This is a genomic window from Salinicola sp. MH3R3-1 (assembly GCF_001937155.1).
Classification (GTDB): Bacteria; Pseudomonadota; Gammaproteobacteria; order Pseudomonadales; family Halomonadaceae; genus Salinicola; species Salinicola halophyticus.
This window is the reverse complement of the sequence record NZ_MSDP01000028.1, coordinates 1-18,134: the sequence shown is the minus strand read 5'-3', so window position 1 is coordinate 18,134 and position 18,134 is coordinate 1. Positions and strand designations below refer to the sequence as shown.

Below are 18,134 nucleotides of genomic sequence, written 5' to 3'. Positions count from 1 at the left end.
GCCCAGCATCTATTGCACTCATTCCGCTTACCACTGGATGAGGTGCAGTTATGCGTGTTTCAGCAACGGTTTGCTCCAAGGGCGGCGTCGGCAAGACGACCACGACGGCCAACCTCGGCGGTCTCCTGGCAGATGCCGGTCTCCGGGTTCTCCTCATAGATCTGGATTCCCAGCCAACCCTCTCTTCCTACTACGAGCTGTCACAGCCGGCCCCCGGCGGCGTGTACGAGCTACTCGCGACAGAGCTGGTCGACCTCGACCAGATCATCTCTCATACCGCTGTCTCCAATCTCGACATCATCGTCTCCAACGACTATCGGAATCAGTTGCAGCAGCTGTTGCTCAACGCCCCGAATGGACGCTTCCGCCTGATCGACCTCCTCGATCGCTTCGCCGATCGCTATGACGCCATCCTCATCGATACCCAGGGCGCGCGCTCAGTGATTCTCGAGATGGCCGTCATGGCCGCCGATCGGCTGATCTCTCCCATCGTTCCCGAACTGCTCACCGCCCGCGAATTCGTGCGCGGCACTCAGGGCATGCTCAACGAGCTACGCGAGCTGGCACGTTATACCCGTTTCGAGGTGCCGCCGGTCTCCATCCTGCTCAACAAGATGACCGACCAGCTCCGTGATGCCCGTGACATCGCCGACAGCATTCGCACCATGTATGCCGAGGTAGAAGATCACGGCATCAGCGTGCTCGAGACGCCGCTGGTCAATCTCTCCGCTTACCGTTCGGCCGCGCTCCAGGGCTTGCCCGTCCATCGGGTCGAGCCGCGAAAGCCCTACAGTCGCAAGGCGCCGGCCTGCGCCGATCAGCTCAAGGCAGTGGCCATTGATCTCTATCCCGAGTGGGCCGACGCCATCCACGCGGTAGGCGCTGTCATCTCCAACGGTAAATCCGGCACCGGGAAATCGGGGGTGGGCCATGTCCATTGAGACCCAATCCCCTGCACCCGTCGGGGCAGAAGCCATGGGGCTTCTGCCGCCGCACAGTATCGAGGGTGAGCAGTCCACGCTTGGCGCGTTGATGCTCGACAACACGAAGTGGGAGGACATCTGCGAGATCGTCGACGCGTCAGCGTTCTATCACTATCCGCATCGGCTGATCTTCAAGGCGATGGAAGAGCTTTCCCATGATGAGAAGCCGCTCGATGTCGTGACACTCTCCGAGCTGCTCGAGCGCGATGGTCATATCGAGACCTGTGGGGGTCTGCCCTATCTGGCCGAGCTGGCTCGCAACACGCCTTCAGCGACGAATGTTGTCGCCTATGCGGGCATCGTACGAGAGCATCAGCGCCGTCGTCAGTTGGCCAACATGGGCCGCGACCTCTGCCAGCGGGCGCTGGATGGACAGCAACTCAGCCAGGCATTGATCGAGGCCACTGAACACCAGCTGTTCGCGTTGGCCGAGAACCGGCAAGGCAAGGAGACCGGCATACGTCATGCCTTGACGGCGGCGATCGATACTATCGACCGCGCTTTCAATGCCAAGGACGGCATCACCGGCACGCCGACTGGCTACAAGGATCTCGACGAACTCACTTGCGGCTGGCAGGACTCCGACTTGATCGTCATCGCCGGTCGCCCCTCGATGGGCAAGACCACGCTGGGCATGAACCTCGTCGAGAATGCGCTGGTCGCCACGGCCGGTCGCACCGAGCTGGCCACCGCGCCGATCTTCGTCTTCTCGCTCGAGATGCCCGAGGAGCAGTTGATGCTGCGTCTCATGGCCAGCATGGGGCGTCTGGATTTGAGCAAGCTGCGCTCAGGCCAGCTCGATGACGGTGGCTGGGAAAAGCTGACCTCGGCCACGAACCGCATACTCGGCTTCGAGGAACGTCTGTTCGTCGATGACTCCAGCGGCATCTCCGCGACCTCTCTCAAGTCACGCGCCCGCCGGCTGGTGCGCCGCCACGGCAAGCCCGCCCTGATCCTGATCGACTATCTGCAGCTGCTTGAGGAGCCAGGCTCCGAGAACCGCAACAACGAAATCTCTGCGATTTCTCGCATCCTCAAGGCTACTGCCAAGGATCTCAACTGCCCGGTGGTGGCGCTTTCGCAACTCAACCGCACGCTGGAGAACCGTCCCAACAAACGCCCCTGCATGGCCGATCTGCGCGACTCCGGCGCGATCGAGCAGGATGCCGATGTCATCGGGTTCGTCTATCGCGACGAGGTCTATAACCCCGACAACCCTGACAACAAGGGACTCGCCGAGCTGATCATCGGCAAGCAGCGCAACGGGCCTACCGGCGCGGTGCATTTGACGTTCGTAGGCTCGAGCACGCGGTTCGAGTCGTTGGCGTGGAAGCAGGTACAGGAGGGACGGTCATGAGCTTCATTACCACCCACTCAGGCCACTCTGTTCACATGGCCAGCCCAACGCCACGGATGATCGACCCCGTGGACATCGGACGCTCACTGAGCCGCATTTGCCGATTCGGCGGGCATACCCGTCAGCATTACAGCGTCGCGCAGCACTGTGTGCTCGCGAGCCAGTTCGTGCCTGCCGAACATCAGCTTACGGCCTTGATGCACGACGCCACCGAAGCCTATATCGGGGACATGGTGTCGCCGCTGAAAGCGCTGATGCCGGAGTTCAAACGTATCGAAGGTCGGTTTTGGGCAGCGATTGCAGAGCGTTTCGGGCTCCCCGGTGCCATGGATCCCTGCATTAAGAATATCGACCTGATCCTGCTCGCAACGGAACGCCGGGACTTGCTGTGCGAAGGGGATTCCTGGGATTGCCTAGAAGGGGTGGTACCACTGCCAATGCGCATCCAGCCCTGGTCGATGGATCATGCCTTTGGGCAATGGATGGCGCGTTATGAATATCTAGCTTCTCAGCGAGAGGCAGAGGTGGAGTTCAGGAGGGTCGCGTCATGACAGTGAGGATTCCTCTGATGCGCTACCACGGCGGCAAGTTCCGTCTGGCCCCGTGGATCATGGCGCACTTTCCTCCAATCTCCGCCTTCGATGTCTACGTCGAGTCCCTTGGTGGCGCTGCAGGTGTCCTCCTGCAGAAGCCGCGCAACTACGCCGAGGTCTACAACGATCTGGATGGCGATGTCGTCAATCTGTTCGAGGTGCTGCGCAGTTCCGAGCAGCGCCAGTGCCTCATTGAACAGATCGCGCTCACCCCCTATGCGCGTGTCGAGTTCGAGCGTGCCTGGGACGACACCCCGGATCCGGTAGAGCGCGCTCGACGGCTGCTGATCCGTGCCCACATGGGTTTCGGTTCCGCCGGCGCGACCCGAGGCAATTCCGGCTTCCGCACCGATACCCGACGTGCCCACGGCACGACACAGCATCACTGGCAGCGGTTGCCGACCGTGATCGGTCTGGTGGCCGAGCGGCTGTCGGGTGTGCTGATCGAGAACCGCGACGCCCTGACCGTCATCGCCCAGCATGACTCCCCGCGCACGCTTCACTACGTCGATCCCCCTTATCTCGAGGAGACCCGAGAGAAGGGGCATCGGCGCGTTTACAGCCATGAGCTGAGCGACCTGCGTCACATTGAATTGCTAGAGCGCCTTCGGCTCGCTCAGGGCTACGTGATTCTCTCCGGCTACGACGCCGACCTCTATCGTGACGTGCTCAGGGGTTGGCGCATGGCTCGACGGCATGTGCAGGCATCGGCCCAGCGTGGTTCTGGGCAGCGTACCGAGTGTCTGTGGCTCAATCCGCGGGCGGCGGAATGGGCCGGTCAGATGGAACTCAATCTTCCCTACCAGGAGGTGGCCCATGCCTGACGCACTGCCGATTCGCTGCTCGACGCGCGCCCTGAAGCGCGTGGTGCGTTATGCCGTGACTCATGGCTGGATTGTCGAACGCACCCGTGGCGGCCACGTTCGCTTCATCAAGCCGGGCTGCCCGCCCGTGTTCACCGGATTTTCACCCAGCGACGCGCGAGCCGAGAAGAACGTGCTGGCACGGCTGCGCCGGATGGAGCGACAAGAGGAGGGCGAAGCATGATTCCCGATCGCATTCTTCGCAAGATCGAGCGCTGCCTGGCGCTGTCACGCTCGGCCAATGAGCACGAAGCTGGTACGGCGCTGCGCCAGGCGCAGCACCTCATGGACGAGTACGGCGTCAGCGAGATCGACGTAGCGGCGTCTACCATCGACCGGGTGGTCGTCAAGTCGCCGACCGGACGCAAGCCACCGCGCTGGCTCGACCATCTGGCCACCTTGGTCAACGCCGCCTTCGGCACCGCCACCATCTACGAGCCCCGGCCGGCGTTCGAAGGCTGGCAGGGCTACTTCGCCTTCCTGGGCGAGGCGAGTCAGGTGCGCATCGCGGCCTATGCCTTCGAGGTGCTCCAGCGTCAGCTGATCGCCGATCGCAAGGCCTTCCTGAACGGCATGAACAAGCGCGCGAAACGCATCACCAAGATTCGCCGGGCCGATGCCTATGCCCTGGCATGGGTTGCGGGCGCGTTCGAACACATCGTGCCGGTGGAGAAGACAGAAGAGGCCATCGTGGGGATCGAGCACTTTCAGCAGCGCCTCTATCCCCAGCTCGAGGCGATGAACGCCATCGATCGCGGTCAACGCCGTGACGATCGGCGAGCGATGGCCAGGGGTTATGCCGCCGGCCGCAATGCTCGCCTGCATGGCGGCGTCGATCGTGACCAACACAAGGAGCTGTCCCATGGCTGAGATCGTCGCTTTTCCGACACGCGTGGCCAGGGGCGGGGGCATGGAGCGGTATCTGCAGGGGCGGGAGTGTCTGGCCCTGGGGCTGCTCGACCCATTCGCCGGCTGGGTCGAGACGCTGGAGTGCTGGTTCTCGTGTCACCCTCAGGCACACAACAAGCGCAACGACGCGCTGCGCGCGTTGCTCGCCGATACCTGGCTGGTGTTCCACATGGCGTGCGACCAGACCAGCCGACTCGAGATGCAGCCGCATCACAGCCTGCGTTGGTCGCAGCTCCAGTATTTCAACCTCAGCGATTTCGAGCTGCTGGTGATCGTCAACGACAACCTGCTTGATCTACGTCGCGGTCTGCTGGCGCTGTGCCAACAGTATCCGCCGAAGACTCGCAGCGATCTAAGCCTCCACGGGCTCACGCAAAGCATCGGTCGTTTAAACGAGCAGTTGAACCATTTCTTCGATTCTGAAGGCTGCGCCTCGCGGCAGCCGGAGTGAACCTCATGAGTAAACCATCCGTTACCCCTGATCAGATCACGGCGAAGCTGAACCAGCCGGGACCGGCGCTCAGGAGTCAGCCCACCGACCGGCTGCCGGCGCCGACCAGCGAGCAGGCTATGTCGTTGACGTTGGATCAGCTGCGCCCCTATGACCGCAACCCGCGTACTCACCACAATCCGAAGTACGAGGAGATCAAGGATTCGATCCGTGCCGTTGGGCTCAAGCAGAAACTGACCGTCACTCAACGACCGGGCGATGATCGCTACATGGTCTCCGACGGCGGCAATACCCGCCTGATGATCCTCAACGAGCTGTACCAGGAGACTGACGACAAGCAGTTCTACCACCAGGATTGCCACTTCATCCCGTGGCAGGGCGAGATCAACGTGCTAGCCGGGCACTTGGCCGAGAACGATAACCGGGGCCAGCTCAGTTGGATCGACCGGGCACGTGGCATCTACGAGGCCAAGCGCATGATCGAGGAGGACGCTGGCGAGACCATCTCCCAGCGTGAGTTGACCAAGCGGCTGCGCGCACTGGGTTACACAATCAGCCAAAGCAATATCTCGAAGATGCTCTATAGCATTGAGCACTTTCTGCCGACCCTGCCGCTGACCCTGGACGCTGGCATGGGCCGTCCTCAGATCGAGAAGCTGATCTCCTATCGCCAGTTCTGCGACGAGTGCTGGACCCGGTGCGCCGACTACTGGGTCGAACACGCCGACGATCTCGGCGAGGGCGAGCCGTGGGCCAGCAACGTCGTCGACAGCAACTTCGCCCAGGCCTGGCATGAGGAGATGGCGCAGCTCGATCACGAGGGCCAAACCGAGTTTCGCTGGAACATCGTCGAGGATCGCCTCAAGGGCATGCTCAACGAGCACACCGGACTGCACTTCAACCCCATCGACATGGCCTGGAAGAACTGGTTCACCGTGCGCAAGTACGCCCGGGCGGCGACGGAAGACGAGCGCGCCGACATTTGGACCACGGTCGACAGCGAACTGGAACGCCTGCGTCATCCCCAGGAGCGCCACCTCTACCCGCCGAAACCGGACACCTCCCAGGGTGGCTTGTCATCCGGCAAGTCGCCGGGTTCACCTTCTCTGCCATCAACCTCTAAAGCTTCTCAGGGCGCCGGTCAGTCAGCCGATGGCGAGGGTGATTCCGATCCGAATGACCTGATGTTCGGCGATGGCCAGACCGATCTCGACACCTCGCCGGCACCGTTGCCCACCGAACGCGGCGTGCCGGAATCCGGCGGCGCGGGTGAGTCTGTTGCCATGAAGCAGATGCGCGCCCAGCTCGAACAGCTTGAACAGCGCAATGCCGCACTCGAGGCCCAGACTCAACGGACGCCGGCGGCACCGCAAGGGTTTGGCGCTGGTGAAGATGACAACGATGGCCTCGGCGGACTGCTGGATACCGACGGCCTTCTACAGGAACACACACCTCAGCCCACTCGCTCTCCCGAGGAGCAGGCCACGATCGCTGCCGATCTGACACTCTCGCCTCACCATGAAACCGAGGGGCATCGCCAGTTGCGTCACTGGCAGGCGAAGGAGCACGGCGAGGAAGCGATCGACTTCGAAGCGGCGGCGCTCAAGAGCGTGCCGCTCCAGGACGGCGGCCGCATTGCCCCGATCACCGATCTCTGGCACGTCCCGACCTGGCGTCGCAACGCCCAGGATCTGCGCATGCAGATCGGCGAGGTGGTTCAGCTGCTAGCCAGATGGGCGGGAATCGAGGTGAGCGGATCCAGCGAGGTAATCCGCCTCAATGCCCGCGACGGTCTCGGCTATGAACTCGGTCCCCTCGAGGGGGCTCCCAGCCGGCGTGCTCAGCTCGTCTGGCAACTGCTCGCCGGCCTCGAGGGCAACATCGACCCGGTGATGCCAAGTGATATCTCATTGTTGGGCGAGCTGGTGGGCAGTCACGGTAACGACACCGACGTGCGCTTTCCCGATGGTCTTTTCGTTCGTGTGTTCTGGCTGACCCGGTTAATCCGGATCTTGCGTGACGGTCTCGATGCAGAGGGGGATTCGTGATGGCAACACCGCAACTCAATCATGCGCTGTTCAACCAGGCGCTGGTTCTGATCCGCGAGGGTGACATGCGTCGCGCCCGGGCGCTGGGTTTTCGCGATGACGAGCTGCAGAGTCTCAGTCGCCTGCGGGCCAGCGAGATCGAATCCCTGATCAATGAGTTTCCGGGCGTGGCCCGGTTCGAGCTGGATCACGACACCTTCAAGGCGGCGCTGCGCCGAGTCGATCGCGACCAGGATCGCGACGGGCTGGTCGATCACTGCATTCGACACGGGGCCAGCGTGCACATGCTGTCCACCTTCTTCGGCCTGACCCCGAACGACTGCTCGGCGCGTCGCACGCTGCTGGGCGTGCCGAGCCGGCAGGGACGCTTGCCCATGCCGGAAGAGAAGGTAGAGCACGAGGCGTACCACCGCTGGCAGACCATCTCTGATGACCCGGCTGGCCCCGGTGCCGTGGAAGACATTCGCGGCATGCTGGTGTTGGCCGAAGAGGTCGCGCTGCCCTTGGCGGTGATCTGGACCCTGATCAAGCAGTGGACCCAGCCGGAGCAGGCGCGACAGCAAAGCCTGCCTGCCGAGGATGAGGGCGTGGTGCGTGAAGGGGTGGCGTGATGAAACATTTTGACGCGCTCATCGGGCGCGCCGCGTCATCCATGACTCAACGCCGAGGCGATGCCGCCTCGGCGTCAAACAGTCAGGAAGATGCGCTCGACGGCCTGCTGTTCATGGGGAACCCCCATGAAACCGTTCCCCGAGCCCTGCTGCTCGACCAACGCCTGGGCGCGGTCGACGTGCTCGGCTGGCAGATGATCCGGCTGCTCTCGAACGCCGATCGCACCACTGCATTTCCCACCTATGACGAACTGGAGCCGCTGCTGCGTTCCGGTGCGAACCGCAAGGCGTCACGCAAGACCGTGGCGCGTGTCATCGCGATCCTCAGGCTGACCCGGTGGATGACCCTGGGCATGAAAGCTCGCAACACCGGTAACGGGCGCATGATCGGCAACGTCTACGTGCTGCACGACGAGCCGTTGGCACCTGCCGAGTCGCTGTCGCTGGATGCCGAGTACATCGAGTACGTCATCCGTTGCACCCGTCATCACAACCGCGATGTGGCCGAGGTGGCGCAACTCGTCCGCGACGAGCTGGCCGAGGGCGGAGTGCTCGAGCTGCCGACCCGGCTCGATGTCATCGACCAGCGTGCCGAGCGGCAGAGGCGTGCAGAGTTTCCAGCGGAAACTCAGTCAGCCGGCGCCCAGTTTCCGGCAGAAACTCAGCCAGATTCGCCCGGTTTCCGGCGGAAACTCGGGCAGTTTCCCGAACCCGAAGATCCCAGTTTCCAGCGGAAACTCATGCGTGAATCAGGCACTTACGACACAGTTTCCGATGCGGCTCGTCCTACAGTACGTAGTTATACAAACAGTGTTTGTAAAACCACCGCGCGCGAGCCGGGCGACACCTCGCTGGTCTGGAGCTGGCCGCTCGAACTGACTGCCGACGAGCGGGAATCGGTCACGTTCCTGCTGACGGGGTTGTCGACCGAGATGCAGCAGGCGGTGATCGACGAAGCCGCCGGGCGGGTCGACGCCGGTAAGGTGAAGAACACCTTGGGGTTCCTGCACACTCTGGCGAAGCGTGCCGCCTCGGACAATTTTCAGCTGACGCGCTACGGACGCGGCGTTGCCGATAAGCGGCGTGACAATGTGGAAACGAGTGCCGAACTGAGCCGGGTCGTCACCTCGCCGGTCGTGCCGATGCCAACGCCGTCATCGACTGCTGAGCCGGAACCGCAGCCAATCTCGGCGGAAACCGAACAAGCGCGAGAGCAGATGTTCAAGCGACTGGGGCTACGGCGCTAGAAACCCTTGCGATCGCGTTTAACGTTTTCGATAGGGCGACGCTCGTCGAGCCTTGATGCTGGCATCCCATCCAGTGCATCGACGATTCAGGAGTGATTATGGCCAGCGCTGAGCCCCGTGTAGGGCAGCTACGCAGCAAAATCGAGATGACTCTGCATACCTATCCGGCAGTGCTTGCCTGGCACGGACGCGGTGTCGAAAGCGGCAAGCCACAGGTGGTCGGTCTCAAACAGTTTCTGTCGCTCGCCGGACGTGTCCATCAGGCAGCAGGCCGGGACGATCCCTACGCCGACAGCTGGCTGCTCATGCTCGAGGAGAAGATCGACGAGACCCGACAATCGCTCCATCAACTGGAAAAGCGAGTGAGCCAGGTTCTGAAGCAGATCCCGGAGGGGCTCGATGTCAGCCGCAACGTCAGCCAGCAACCGTTCGTGAGCCCCGTGTTCACCGGAGGTCAGATGGGCTGGCAGGCGGTCATGCTGCTGATGCAGTACGACAGCATCGTTCGCGATGTGCTGCTGGCCCATCACATTGGACTGCTGGGCAACAAGCAGCGTGGCGCGATGATTCGCGATCAGGGCGGCCACGCCCTGCGATCGCTATGTTACGCGCCGGTCAAGTTTCCGGGGTTCAGCGGGGCGACGCGTGATGACTTCGCAGCCAATAACGCCAAGGCCCGAAACGCTCTCGAGAAGTACGGCGAGCTACCGCAGGACATCTTTGAAGGGACGCGCCGCAGTGAGTTTGCACCGACGATCCGACGCCAGGGAGCCGAGCTGGCCGGCAGTGATCAGGATCACAAGCTCGAAGGCGCGGATCTAGACGACGCTCAGTTGCTGCCCCAGCTCGGAGAATCCGAGGACTAATGCTGCAAGGTGATGCGGGGGAATCACTCCAGCAAGAGCAGGTTAGGGTGATTCCACTGTAATCACTCCACCAAGAGCAGATCAGGGTGATTCCACTGTAATCACTCCGCCAATAGCAGGTTAGGGTGTTGGGGCGGCCAGTATCTGCAACGAAGACAAGATGGGACCGTGAGCGCGATGACTGCACTGGAACAGCGTCAGGACTTTGCACTGAATCAGTACGCAAAGGGCCTTTTAAAACCCTTTAAGGGTAAGGGGGAGATGATCCGATTTCGGGACGAGCTAGACGTGGAGTGTCGGCGGATGTGGCAAGAGGCAGCGGACTTCGCCAACCATTACAACCGAACCGTGGTCCAGGCAGGTCTCTGGCTGAAGCCTCACAACAACAGTGGTGGGCGCGTTCGCGCAGTGCAGTGGAGAGACAAGGCGCAGACCCAGATGGGACGACGCTTGCTCGAAGCCGTGCTCCAGTTCGGCGATATATCGGTGGGGATGAAGCGTCAACTGGTCGAGATCGAGACCGAGCGCGCGATCTTCAATGCCAAAGTTGCGGCGGCGACTCGACAGGTCGATCGCCTAAATCGCCTGCTGAGCGATCTCGGCGAGATCGAGGCCATGGTCTGACATCTGCAACGGTTCGGAATAGTTCGCAACCGGCCTTAACGTTTCTCGCTGACGTCCTTTGCCGCTCCCGGCCACTGTAGTCGGGCATACATTCGATTCAGGAGATTCAGATGAGCACGCATTTCATGGGCGAGGGGAACATTGGTTCGGATCCAGAAGTGAAAATGTTTTCCCCCAATGGCAATCAGCCATCGCGTGGCGTCATGCGACTGAACGTCCGATTCGATAATCCGGTGCCGACCGATACCGGCAACGTCGACAAGGGTGGCTTCTGGGCGAACGTCGAGATATGGCATCGCGATGTCGAGCAATGGGCTCGGCTGTACCAGAAGGGACTGCGCGTCATGGTATCGGGCCGAATGGTGCTGGACGAATGGCGGGACGGAGAAGGTAATAACCGGTCGCAGTTCAAGGTGCAGGCCGTACGCATCGGCATCCTGCCTTTCCGCGTCACCCAGGTTCAGCTCGAGCCGGCACAGGGCCAGCAAGCGCCACGGCAGCCTTCATCGTCCCAGGCTCCGCAACAGGGAGCTTATCCTAAAGCCGCTGGACCGGAAGGTGAATGGGATAACCCGGCGGGGTCTGATCCGAGCTATTCGGAATGAGCGGGCTCGCTGACTCGAAGGAAGGCTCTATCATCAAACAGACAAAGAGAGTGCTGGGATGAAGCACTGGGTGATGGCAGTGGGGATGGTGGCACTGGCAGGCTGCGCGGCGCAGGATCATTACTACTCGAACGGCGTCTGCGTGACCTGTTTTAATAATCCGGTGACGGGTGAGCCGCTGAACTACGATCCCAGCGAGACGCCGCAGAAAGTGGCAACCAATGCCGAGGGAGAAACGGCCGATGCGACAAGTCTGGGTAGCCAGAGCGGATCGGTCGACATTGATTCCCGTGTCGACGTCGATACCGCTTACGCTCGGATCAAGTCGGCGATGGGGTTCCGATCCCCTAATGACTTCGAGAGTCCGGAGAGCACCACTGCAAAAATGCAGATGGGCGATATAGCCTGGAAGCACGACCGCACCCCGGGGGCCTACTACAATCTCGGTGATTACGGACGGCAGACCGTTGGAGGGACACGATACTCGATCCTGCAGCGGGTTCAGATCGAGAAGAGTGGCGCGGGCTCGCGCATCCACTACAGTTGGGCACCGGCTGACAAGCGAACTCTATTCGATGGCAATGCCATGGAGTCTGCGCTGACACAGCGTCTCAAGGCCGCGTTAGACTGATTGCTCATGCCCAACATCTTCACCATCAAGGATGGTTGGAGCCTGGATGAACAGCTGGGCAACATGCTCCGGGAACTCGACGATACGCAGGCGACTGGCCGTGTCGTCGAGTTTCGTATTCAGCTCAGAGCGCTGATGCGAGAGTACGGTATCAGCGCCGATACGATCGTCGAATGGATCGACCTGGGGATGCTCAAGGATGAAAGAGACTGAGGCAGCGGTCTATCAACGGTTCTTCATTCGCCCGCGCCTGGGACATCGCCCGCTGATCGAGTCGGACATTCAGGCTGTCATCGACGGTGCGGTCACATGTCGTTTCGCCCCCGATGGCACGTTGCTCAAACCGACCATTCTCAAGCCCGGTCAGGGGCGTTACCTGATCCCCATGCGCTGGCTCAGCGGTGAGGTCATCACCATCGATAACGCCTCCAAGGCGCAGTGGTTCTGGCTCGATGCTGACATTCCGTTCAATGGACCGTTGGCTCAGCGAATGGCCCTGGCGCTGACACGACACTCTGAGATCGCCTGTGTGGCCGAAGACAACACGCGCGGTGCTGCCCATGGCAATGCGGAAGCCTGGATCATCGACGACGCGCATTATCTGCTCCAGCTCGATTAACATTCCCAGCTGAATCCCCTGATCCAGCTCGTCACGCTGAGGCCATACACATTCTGTGAGGCCCGGTGTCATGTCTCGATTGTTCCTCTGCGAAAAACCCTCTCAGGCGCGCGATATTGGTGCGGTCCTGGGGGCAACCCGTAAAGCCAATGGCTGTCTGCAGGGCGATGGCGTCGTCGTCACCTGGGCCTTTGGTCATCTCCTCGAACAGGTCCCTCCCGAAGCCTACGATTCGGCGCTCAAGCGCTGGTCATTAGACACGCTGCCGATCCGGCCGACGCAGTGGAAGAACACGGTGCGCAAGGATGCCGGCAAGCAGTTCAAGGTGATTCAGGGGCTGCTCAAGCAGTGCAGCGAGGTGATCGTCTCCACCGACGCCGATCGGGAGGGCGAGACCATCGGGCGCGAGATCCTCGACGCTTGTCGCTACCAGGGCCGCGTCTCCCGCCTCTGGCTGTCGGCGCTGGATGAAGCGTCGATTCGCAAGGCCCTGAGCAACATCCGCCCTGGGGAGTCGACCTGGCCGCTGTACCAGGCGGGCCTGGGTCGTTCCCGTGCGGACTGGCTGGTTGGCATGAATCTGACTCGTGCGTTTTCGGTGCTGGCTCAGCAACAGGGCCATCAGGGCGTGTTGTCGGTGGGCCGCGTACAGACGCCGACGCTGGCTCTGGTCGTGAGACGGGATCAGGAGATCGCTAGCTTTGTGCCCAAGCCGTTCTGGGATGTGGTGGCGAACCTACAGGCGCAGGGTGGTCCGTTCCAGGCGAAGTGGCTGCCTGCCAACGCTGACTGGCTCGACGAGGAAGGCCGTTGCATCAATCAAGAGGCGGCGCGGACGATCGCGGCCCGGTGCCAGAGCGGCCAGGCCACGGTGGCGTCCGTCGAGACATCGCGCAAGCGTGAGGCCCAGCCACTGGTCATGGACCTCGGCACGCTGCAGCAGGAGTGCTCGAAGCGTTTCGGCTTCGGCGCCCAGCAGGTGCTCGACATCGCCCAGTCCCTCTACGAGACCCATAAGGCCACAAGCTATCCGCGTACCGACTGCCGCTACCTGCCGACGTCGATGCTGTCCGAGGTCGGGACCGTCGTGACGGCGCTCCTGTATTCGGACGAGAAGCTCGCGCCGGTTATCGAGCGCCTGGATCAGAATTTCCAAAGCCGAGTCTGGAACGACAGCAAGATCACGGCCCACCACGGGATCATTCCCACCACGGCACCCTGCCGGATCGAGCGAATGAGCGAAGAAGAGTTCCGGGTCTACGATCTCGTCCGTCGCCATTATCTGGCGCAGTTCTTGCCCGCCCATGAGTACGACCAGACCGATGCGCGTCTGGATCTCGTTGGTGAGACGTTCGTGGCCTCGGGACGACAGGTGCGGGTCGAGGGCTGGAAAGCGCTATTCCCCCGAGGGAAGGGCAAAGGGCAGGACGGTGATGACGAGGAGGAGGAAGCGTCCGGCGCGCAGGCGCTCCCGCCTCTCCGTCAGGGGGAAAGCTGTACGGTCGTGGATCTCCTGGTGAAGGATCGCCAGACCCAGCCGCCGAAGCCATTCGCTGAAGGCACGTTGATCTCGGCGATGAAGAACGCGGCCCGATTCGTCACTGACGAACGTCTGCGCGCTAGGCTGCGAGAGAGCGCCGGTATTGGCACAGAGGCGACTCGTGCCGGCATCATCGAGATACTGCTCAAGCGAGGGTTCATTCGCAAGAAGGGGCGTACGATCGTTTCGACCCCGGTGGGGCAGGGGCTGATCGCGGCGCTACCGCCGCAGATCAGCAACCCTGGGATGACCGCATTGTGGGAACAGGCGCTGGACCAGGTGGCCGAGGGGACAATGACGCTGGATGATTTCATGGAGCGACAGGGCGTGCTGCTCGATAAGCTTATTGAGATCGCGCTCCAGCAGCCTCAGTTGAATCTGCCCGAGGCACCCAGCGAAACCTGTCCCAAGTGTCAGGCGAAAATGCGCAAGCGCAAGAGCAGCAATGGCCCCTTCTGGTCATGCTCCCGCTATCCCGACTGCGATGGAACGAAGGTAATTATGAAAATAACGCGCCAACGTCATGCCACGAAGCAAGCAGCGAAAAGAAAAAGGAACTCACTTGAATAACGTTGTATATGAATACCATGTTTTCAACTATCAGAGCATTTGATGTTTACCGTGGTATAATTCTTGTCGTTTAAATCGATAAATGTGAGGTTATGACCAGTGTCGTTATTGAGTGAATATACGAAGAAAGAGCAACTACTCAAGCAGCTTTCGGAAGAGCTCAAAGCCTTGGAAAGTGATCAGCGCTTGAAGAACGAGCTCGAGTTCAAAGACAAGCTCGAAGCACTGATGACGGAGTATGACAAGAAGGCGAAAGACGTTATCGATTTATTATCGCCGGATGACACTCGTTCTGTGCCTCAGTCGTCAACAGCAAATGGGCGGCGAAAGCGAAAGCTGAAGATCTACAAGAATCCCAACACCGGAGAGGTGATCGAGACCCGTGGTGGGAATCATAAAGCACTCAAGGCCTGGAAGGACGAGCATGGCAGTGAAACCGTCGAGGGTTGGGTGGTTCGCGAAGAGCAATGAGGTTAACCGCGGCGTGACAAGGCATGCCAGCCTCGGCACACGACTTGATGAAGCGGGAGGACTAACTGATAATGGTCAGGCACCCCGTTGCCAACTGACGGTTATCAGTTGGTCCCTTTGGACTCTCCTTGGGTCCGAACCCAAAGCGCAAACACCTGGTGAGAATGCGCGCCCCTTCGCAAGGCTCTCTTGCACTACATTGGCGTGTATGCGGGTTCCAGGTTCCCTATGTTTCAGGTCGACCGGTCGTCGACCCCTTCTTCAAGCCCATCTCGACCGGCCAGCGAGTCATTTTTTCAAAGGATGACTCGCTGGCCGGTTGGACTTTGTTTCACTGTGGCGGCGCCCACCGCCTGACCCCTGGGCTCCCTTTGTGCGGGGATCCGCGCACAATCGTATCGGTCCAACGCCATGATTCGGGACCGGATGCAGTGGCAATCGAACCATGACTACGAGGGGCATGGCCGATGGCCGGCATGATGGCTAATTTCATACTTGCTACCCAAACCGGTATCGGTAGCCGACTGGACGCGCAGTTCTGGTCCTCAATCCCAAGGCGAGGCGGCGATGTGTTCGCTGCCTCGGCTTGCGATTGACGATCGATGATAGGGGTTGACGCCGTGAAAAAGTGGCGCAATCCTGTCGATGTAAGCCGCTGGTCACTGACGGTCATCAGTGACGCCTTTTTGCCTTCGGGCAATTCCCGAAGCCGTTAACGCATCCCGAGAGACGGCGCTCACCTGAGCTGGATGCCACTTCCGAATTCTCGGCCTCGCGCCGAACCACCCATCCGGGGGAACACTTTCCCCGATGGGGATGGTGTATCTCCTGGAGTCCTACGACTCGATCCAAGGAGTAACACCATGTCCAACTCGACCGATAACCAGTTCTTCGACCTTCACATTACTGGCGTTGGCTATGTCAATCGGATCCGCAAGATCACGCCCAAGCGTGGCGAAGCCTTCTGGGCTTGCGACATATCCGCGTTGAATGGTCCTGCCAATGATGTTGAATATCGCCGTTTCGACTGCCGCGTTAGCGGTGCCGAAGCGGAAAAGCTGGTCAAGAAATTTGCCGCAACCGTGGCCGATCGCAAGGAGAAGGGTACCAACGAGCCCAAGATCCTGATCGGCTTCAAGCTCGGCGACCTCTATCCCGATCTGTTCACGCGGACCAAGGGTGATCGCGCTGGCGAAACAGCCGTGAGCCTCAAGGCGCGTCTACTGTTCGTCAATTGGGCCAAGGTGGATGGCGACAAGGTTTATGAATCGCCACGGCGTGACGAAACCCCATCAATCGATATCAGTGCCCAGGCTGACGATACAGCGTCGCAGGGAACCGGTATGCCTGCCCAACCCGCCGTCAGCGGATCGGTCGGTGCCGCCGAAGCGGTCGTCTGATTCCACCTCAACCACCTCACCATCCGGGAAAGCGGTAGCTTCCCGGGGGTGTGGTTTAACCCACCCGCTCGCAGGGAGATCTCTCCCTCATGGGCGACATCTCTCTTGCAGCATTGACTGGAGATGTCATGTCCTACTCTTCTCGACTTCGCATCGCTCGCGCGATATTTGACGCGGCTGATCGAATCAGCAGCAGTATTACCGCTGCGTGCGTTGTTGCAGCTTTTCTGGGTCCAGCACTCAAGACACAGCCCGACGGCTATCTCACTGCTTTCGTGGCAGGTGCGATTTTTCTCGTCCTGACCCTGATCGCTGGGATTGCCAAAGGCATGCTAGACTCACTGATAACCAAGGCCGAAACCGATGGAGGTGATGCCTGATGGACTCTGCAAACCTGCTGTTGGGTACAATTTTTGTCGTGCTGACCGTATCGATGACGGTTGCTGGTGGTTATGCCTATACCGTCCATCGCAAGCTGGAAGCGCGACGGAAACGCTGACACAGGCCGATCCTTACATGTCATGAGCTGCCTCCTTCGGGAGGCAGTTTTCGTTCCAGCGGGATAAACCTCCCGGAACCCTTCAAAACAGCTCCGTCGTCAGACGGACTTAACGTTTCTTCTCCCACCCGGGGCCATTTCCCGGTGGGATGGCTCCATTCCTTCAAGGAGCTATCGACATGAAACCGTACTGCTTGCAACCGGGATCCGCCGGTGATTCTCACAGTGTCTATGAGGGCAATCCAGCCTGGCCAGCGTGTCCGATGGGGCATTTGCGCCCGGCTTTCGATATCGAGCGTGACTACGGCCACGGTCCCTGGATCGTGTTCGACACGTTGGGGCGGCCCTTTTCCGGTGACTCACCGGAGACGGCGCTCGATGCCTTCACCACTCGTCCAATGACGCGGGTCACGCTGACCTGAGTCTCTTCTGAAACCACTCACCCATTCGGGGCCACGCCCCGAGGGGGTGGCTCCTGTCCAACCGATACACGAAGGAGCAATCTCATGAGCGATACTCTGACCCATCAGCTGGCCCAGGAAGATGTCGATGTCATTCTGGCCGCGCTTAGGCTGTTACAGCGAACTTCCAGTTGGGACATACCGGATGAGATTCAGGATATCGGGGGCGAGAGTCTGGATGTGGTCTGTAGTGGTCAACTAATTCCGGACAGTGAATTGAGAGTTTCTTCTGCTCGGACGGGCGACATGCCGCCGTTGTACTGATGCGGCCGTTGCCGGTTGTAGCGCTCCATCAGATAGAAGCTGATATCTCGTAATGCTTCCTGCGCCGACAGATAACCGGTCGATGGCATCCACTCGCTCTTGTAGCTGCGGAACAGCCGCTCCATCGGGGCGTTATCCCAGCAGTTACCGCGACGGCTCATGCTCTGCTGTATCCGATAGCGCCATAGCCGCTGCCGGAAGGCTCGGCTCGCATATTGACCGCCCTGATCTGAATGGAACAGTAGTCCCAGTAGTCCCAGTGGCCTGCCTCGTTGCTCGAAGGCCCTGTCTAGCGCCTTGATGACCAGGGCCGCGTCGGGACGGTCGGATAACGCCCAGCCGATGACACGCCGGGCATAAAGATCCAGCACCACTGCCAGGTAGTACCATCGACTCTGCACCCAGACATAGGTGATATCGCCACACCACACCTGATCGGGCGCGCTCACGGTAAACTGGCGGTTCAGGCGGTTGGGTATATCGGGCCGCTCGACCGTTGCCTGTCGGTAGGCCGGCGGTCGT

22 protein-coding genes are annotated in these 18,134 nt (G+C 60.7%); 21 read left to right on the top strand and 1 reads right to left on the bottom strand.

The features are described 5' to 3' along the window. Window positions 1-50: 50 nt before the first annotated feature. The 21 genes from BTW08_RS15685 to BTW08_RS19045 all read left to right on the top strand — a co-directional run bounded on the left by BTW08_RS15685 (window position 51) and on the right by BTW08_RS19045 (window position 17,309). On the top strand, window positions 51-941 hold the full coding sequence (locus BTW08_RS15685) for a ParA family protein (protein WP_075563473.1): 891 nt from the start codon (window positions 51-53) through the stop codon (window positions 939-941). Continuing rightward, window positions 931-2,340, top strand: coding sequence for a replicative DNA helicase (dnaB, locus tag BTW08_RS15680; protein WP_075563472.1), 1,410 nt, complete (start codon window positions 931-933; stop codon window positions 2,338-2,340). Before BTW08_RS15685 ends, dnaB begins: the two co-directional genes overlap by 11 nt. Further along, window positions 2,337-2,891: a hypothetical protein gene (locus BTW08_RS15675; protein WP_075563471.1), complete on the top strand. Its 555-nt coding sequence runs from the start codon at window positions 2,337-2,339 to the stop codon at window positions 2,889-2,891. The genes dnaB and BTW08_RS15675 overlap by 4 nt, the downstream gene beginning before the upstream one ends. Then, window positions 2,888-3,757 carry a DNA adenine methylase gene (locus BTW08_RS15670; protein WP_075563470.1) on the top strand — a complete coding sequence of 290 codons (870 nt, stop codon included), beginning with the start codon at window positions 2,888-2,890 and terminating at the stop codon, window positions 3,755-3,757. The genes BTW08_RS15675 and BTW08_RS15670 overlap by 4 nt, the downstream gene beginning before the upstream one ends. Further along, entirely contained in the window at window positions 3,750-3,980 is a 231-nt protein-coding gene (locus BTW08_RS15665; protein ID WP_075563469.1) for a type II toxin-antitoxin system HicA family toxin, read from the top strand. The genes BTW08_RS15670 and BTW08_RS15665 overlap by 8 nt, the downstream gene beginning before the upstream one ends. After that, window positions 3,977-4,666 (top strand): DUF2786 domain-containing protein, encoded by a 690-nt coding sequence (locus BTW08_RS15660; RefSeq protein ID WP_075563468.1) that lies wholly within the window; start codon window positions 3,977-3,979, stop codon window positions 4,664-4,666. Before BTW08_RS15665 ends, BTW08_RS15660 begins: the two co-directional genes overlap by 4 nt. Further along, on the top strand, window positions 4,659-5,156 hold the full coding sequence (locus BTW08_RS15655) for a hypothetical protein (RefSeq protein ID WP_075563467.1): 498 nt from the start codon (window positions 4,659-4,661) through the stop codon (window positions 5,154-5,156). Before BTW08_RS15660 ends, BTW08_RS15655 begins: the two co-directional genes overlap by 8 nt. A gap of 5 nt (window positions 5,157-5,161) precedes the next feature. Further along, window positions 5,162-7,204: a ParB family protein gene (locus BTW08_RS15650; protein ID WP_075563466.1), complete on the top strand. Its 2,043-nt coding sequence runs from the start codon at window positions 5,162-5,164 to the stop codon at window positions 7,202-7,204. Continuing rightward, window positions 7,204-7,815 (top strand): DUF2857 domain-containing protein, encoded by a 612-nt coding sequence (locus tag BTW08_RS15645; protein WP_075563465.1) that lies wholly within the window; start codon window positions 7,204-7,206, stop codon window positions 7,813-7,815. Before BTW08_RS15650 ends, BTW08_RS15645 begins: the two co-directional genes overlap by 1 nt. A gap of 41 nt (window positions 7,816-7,856) precedes the next feature. Then, window positions 7,857-9,062, top strand: coding sequence for an STY4528 family pathogenicity island replication protein (locus BTW08_RS15640; RefSeq protein ID WP_139313689.1), 1,206 nt, complete (start codon window positions 7,857-7,859; stop codon window positions 9,060-9,062). A 98-nt stretch (window positions 9,063-9,160) separates the two neighbouring features. After that, window positions 9,161-9,928: a PFL_4669 family integrating conjugative element protein gene (locus BTW08_RS15635; RefSeq protein WP_075563463.1), complete on the top strand. Its 768-nt coding sequence runs from the start codon at window positions 9,161-9,163 to the stop codon at window positions 9,926-9,928. Window positions 9,929-10,105: 177 nt separating this feature from the next. Continuing rightward, a complete protein-coding gene (locus tag BTW08_RS15630) occupies window positions 10,106-10,552 on the top strand; it encodes a DUF3158 family protein (RefSeq protein WP_246837770.1) in 447 nt (148 codons plus the stop codon). A gap of 110 nt (window positions 10,553-10,662) precedes the next feature. Continuing rightward, window positions 10,663-11,157, top strand: a complete 495-nt coding sequence (locus BTW08_RS15625) for a single-stranded DNA-binding protein (protein WP_075563461.1) — start codon at window positions 10,663-10,665, stop codon at window positions 11,155-11,157. A 58-nt stretch (window positions 11,158-11,215) separates the two neighbouring features. After that, window positions 11,216-11,788: a hypothetical protein gene (locus BTW08_RS15620; protein ID WP_075563460.1), complete on the top strand. Its 573-nt coding sequence runs from the start codon at window positions 11,216-11,218 to the stop codon at window positions 11,786-11,788. 6 nt (window positions 11,789-11,794) lie between these two features. Beyond that, window positions 11,795-12,001: a hypothetical protein gene (locus tag BTW08_RS15615; protein WP_075563459.1), complete on the top strand. Its 207-nt coding sequence runs from the start codon at window positions 11,795-11,797 to the stop codon at window positions 11,999-12,001. Continuing rightward, window positions 11,988-12,407 carry a hypothetical protein gene (locus BTW08_RS15610; protein ID WP_075563458.1) on the top strand — a complete coding sequence of 140 codons (420 nt, stop codon included), beginning with the start codon at window positions 11,988-11,990 and terminating at the stop codon, window positions 12,405-12,407. Before BTW08_RS15615 ends, BTW08_RS15610 begins: the two co-directional genes overlap by 14 nt. A 70-nt stretch (window positions 12,408-12,477) precedes the next feature. Further along, a complete protein-coding gene (locus BTW08_RS15605) occupies window positions 12,478-14,517 on the top strand; it encodes a DNA topoisomerase III (RefSeq protein ID WP_075563457.1) in 2,040 nt (679 codons plus the stop codon). A 99-nt stretch (window positions 14,518-14,616) separates the two neighbouring features. Further along, on the top strand, window positions 14,617-14,988 hold the full coding sequence (locus BTW08_RS15600) for a histone-like nucleoid-structuring protein, MvaT/MvaU family (RefSeq protein WP_075563456.1): 372 nt from the start codon (window positions 14,617-14,619) through the stop codon (window positions 14,986-14,988). An 863-nt stretch (window positions 14,989-15,851) separates the two neighbouring features. Further along, a complete protein-coding gene (locus BTW08_RS15595) occupies window positions 15,852-16,388 on the top strand; it encodes an STY4534 family ICE replication protein (protein WP_075563455.1) in 537 nt (178 codons plus the stop codon). 89 nt (window positions 16,389-16,477) lie between these two features. Next, window positions 16,478-16,768, top strand: a complete 291-nt coding sequence (locus BTW08_RS15590) for a hypothetical protein (RefSeq protein WP_075563454.1) — start codon at window positions 16,478-16,480, stop codon at window positions 16,766-16,768. Between the two features lie 298 nt (window positions 16,769-17,066). After that, window positions 17,067-17,309 (top strand): hypothetical protein, encoded by a 243-nt coding sequence (locus BTW08_RS19045; RefSeq protein ID WP_139313687.1) that lies wholly within the window; start codon window positions 17,067-17,069, stop codon window positions 17,307-17,309. A 233-nt stretch (window positions 17,310-17,542) separates the two neighbouring features. Here BTW08_RS19045 and BTW08_RS15585 read toward each other — a convergent pair. Then, window positions 17,543-18,134, bottom strand: a 592-nt coding sequence (locus BTW08_RS15585) for an IS3 family transposase (protein ID WP_075563453.1), incomplete at its 5' end; no start/stop codon positions are given.

What these genes read in the sequence shown, in the direction of transcription:
- BTW08_RS15675 (WP_075563471.1), top strand. Translation starts at nt 2,337, where the DNA reads ATGAGCTTCATTACCACCCACTCAGGCCACTCTGTTCACATGGCCAGC.
- BTW08_RS15660 (WP_075563468.1), top strand. Translation starts at nt 3,977, where the DNA reads ATGATTCCCGATCGCATTCTTCGCAAGATCGAGCGCTGCCTGGCGCTG.
- BTW08_RS15605 (WP_075563457.1), top strand. Translation starts at nt 12,478, where the DNA reads ATGTCTCGATTGTTCCTCTGCGAAAAACCCTCTCAGGCGCGCGATATT.
- BTW08_RS15685 (WP_075563473.1), top strand. Translation starts at nt 51, where the DNA reads ATGCGTGTTTCAGCAACGGTTTGCTCCAAGGGCGGCGTCGGCAAGACG.
- BTW08_RS15595 (WP_075563455.1), top strand. Translation starts at nt 15,852, where the DNA reads ATGTCCAACTCGACCGATAACCAGTTCTTCGACCTTCACATTACTGGC.
- BTW08_RS15620 (WP_075563460.1), top strand. Translation starts at nt 11,216, where the DNA reads ATGAAGCACTGGGTGATGGCAGTGGGGATGGTGGCACTGGCAGGCTGC.
- BTW08_RS15590 (WP_075563454.1), top strand. Translation starts at nt 16,478, where the DNA reads ATGGGCGACATCTCTCTTGCAGCATTGACTGGAGATGTCATGTCCTAC.
- BTW08_RS15610 (WP_075563458.1), top strand. Translation starts at nt 11,988, where the DNA reads ATGAAAGAGACTGAGGCAGCGGTCTATCAACGGTTCTTCATTCGCCCG.
- BTW08_RS15635 (WP_075563463.1), top strand. Translation starts at nt 9,161, where the DNA reads ATGGCCAGCGCTGAGCCCCGTGTAGGGCAGCTACGCAGCAAAATCGAG.
- BTW08_RS15615 (WP_075563459.1), top strand. Translation starts at nt 11,795, where the DNA reads ATGCCCAACATCTTCACCATCAAGGATGGTTGGAGCCTGGATGAACAG.
- dnaB (WP_075563472.1), top strand. Translation starts at nt 931, where the DNA reads ATGTCCATTGAGACCCAATCCCCTGCACCCGTCGGGGCAGAAGCCATG.
- BTW08_RS15650 (WP_075563466.1), top strand. Translation starts at nt 5,162, where the DNA reads ATGAGTAAACCATCCGTTACCCCTGATCAGATCACGGCGAAGCTGAAC.
- BTW08_RS15630 (WP_246837770.1), top strand. Translation starts at nt 10,106, where the DNA reads ATGACTGCACTGGAACAGCGTCAGGACTTTGCACTGAATCAGTACGCA.
- BTW08_RS15665 (WP_075563469.1), top strand. Translation starts at nt 3,750, where the DNA reads ATGCCTGACGCACTGCCGATTCGCTGCTCGACGCGCGCCCTGAAGCGC.
- BTW08_RS19045 (WP_139313687.1), top strand. Translation starts at nt 17,067, where the DNA reads ATGAAACCGTACTGCTTGCAACCGGGATCCGCCGGTGATTCTCACAGT.
- BTW08_RS15625 (WP_075563461.1), top strand. Translation starts at nt 10,663, where the DNA reads ATGAGCACGCATTTCATGGGCGAGGGGAACATTGGTTCGGATCCAGAA.
- BTW08_RS15640 (WP_139313689.1), top strand. Translation starts at nt 7,857, where the DNA reads ATGACTCAACGCCGAGGCGATGCCGCCTCGGCGTCAAACAGTCAGGAA.
- BTW08_RS15645 (WP_075563465.1), top strand. Translation starts at nt 7,204, where the DNA reads ATGGCAACACCGCAACTCAATCATGCGCTGTTCAACCAGGCGCTGGTT.
- BTW08_RS15655 (WP_075563467.1), top strand. Translation starts at nt 4,659, where the DNA reads ATGGCTGAGATCGTCGCTTTTCCGACACGCGTGGCCAGGGGCGGGGGC.
- BTW08_RS15670 (WP_075563470.1), top strand. Translation starts at nt 2,888, where the DNA reads ATGACAGTGAGGATTCCTCTGATGCGCTACCACGGCGGCAAGTTCCGT.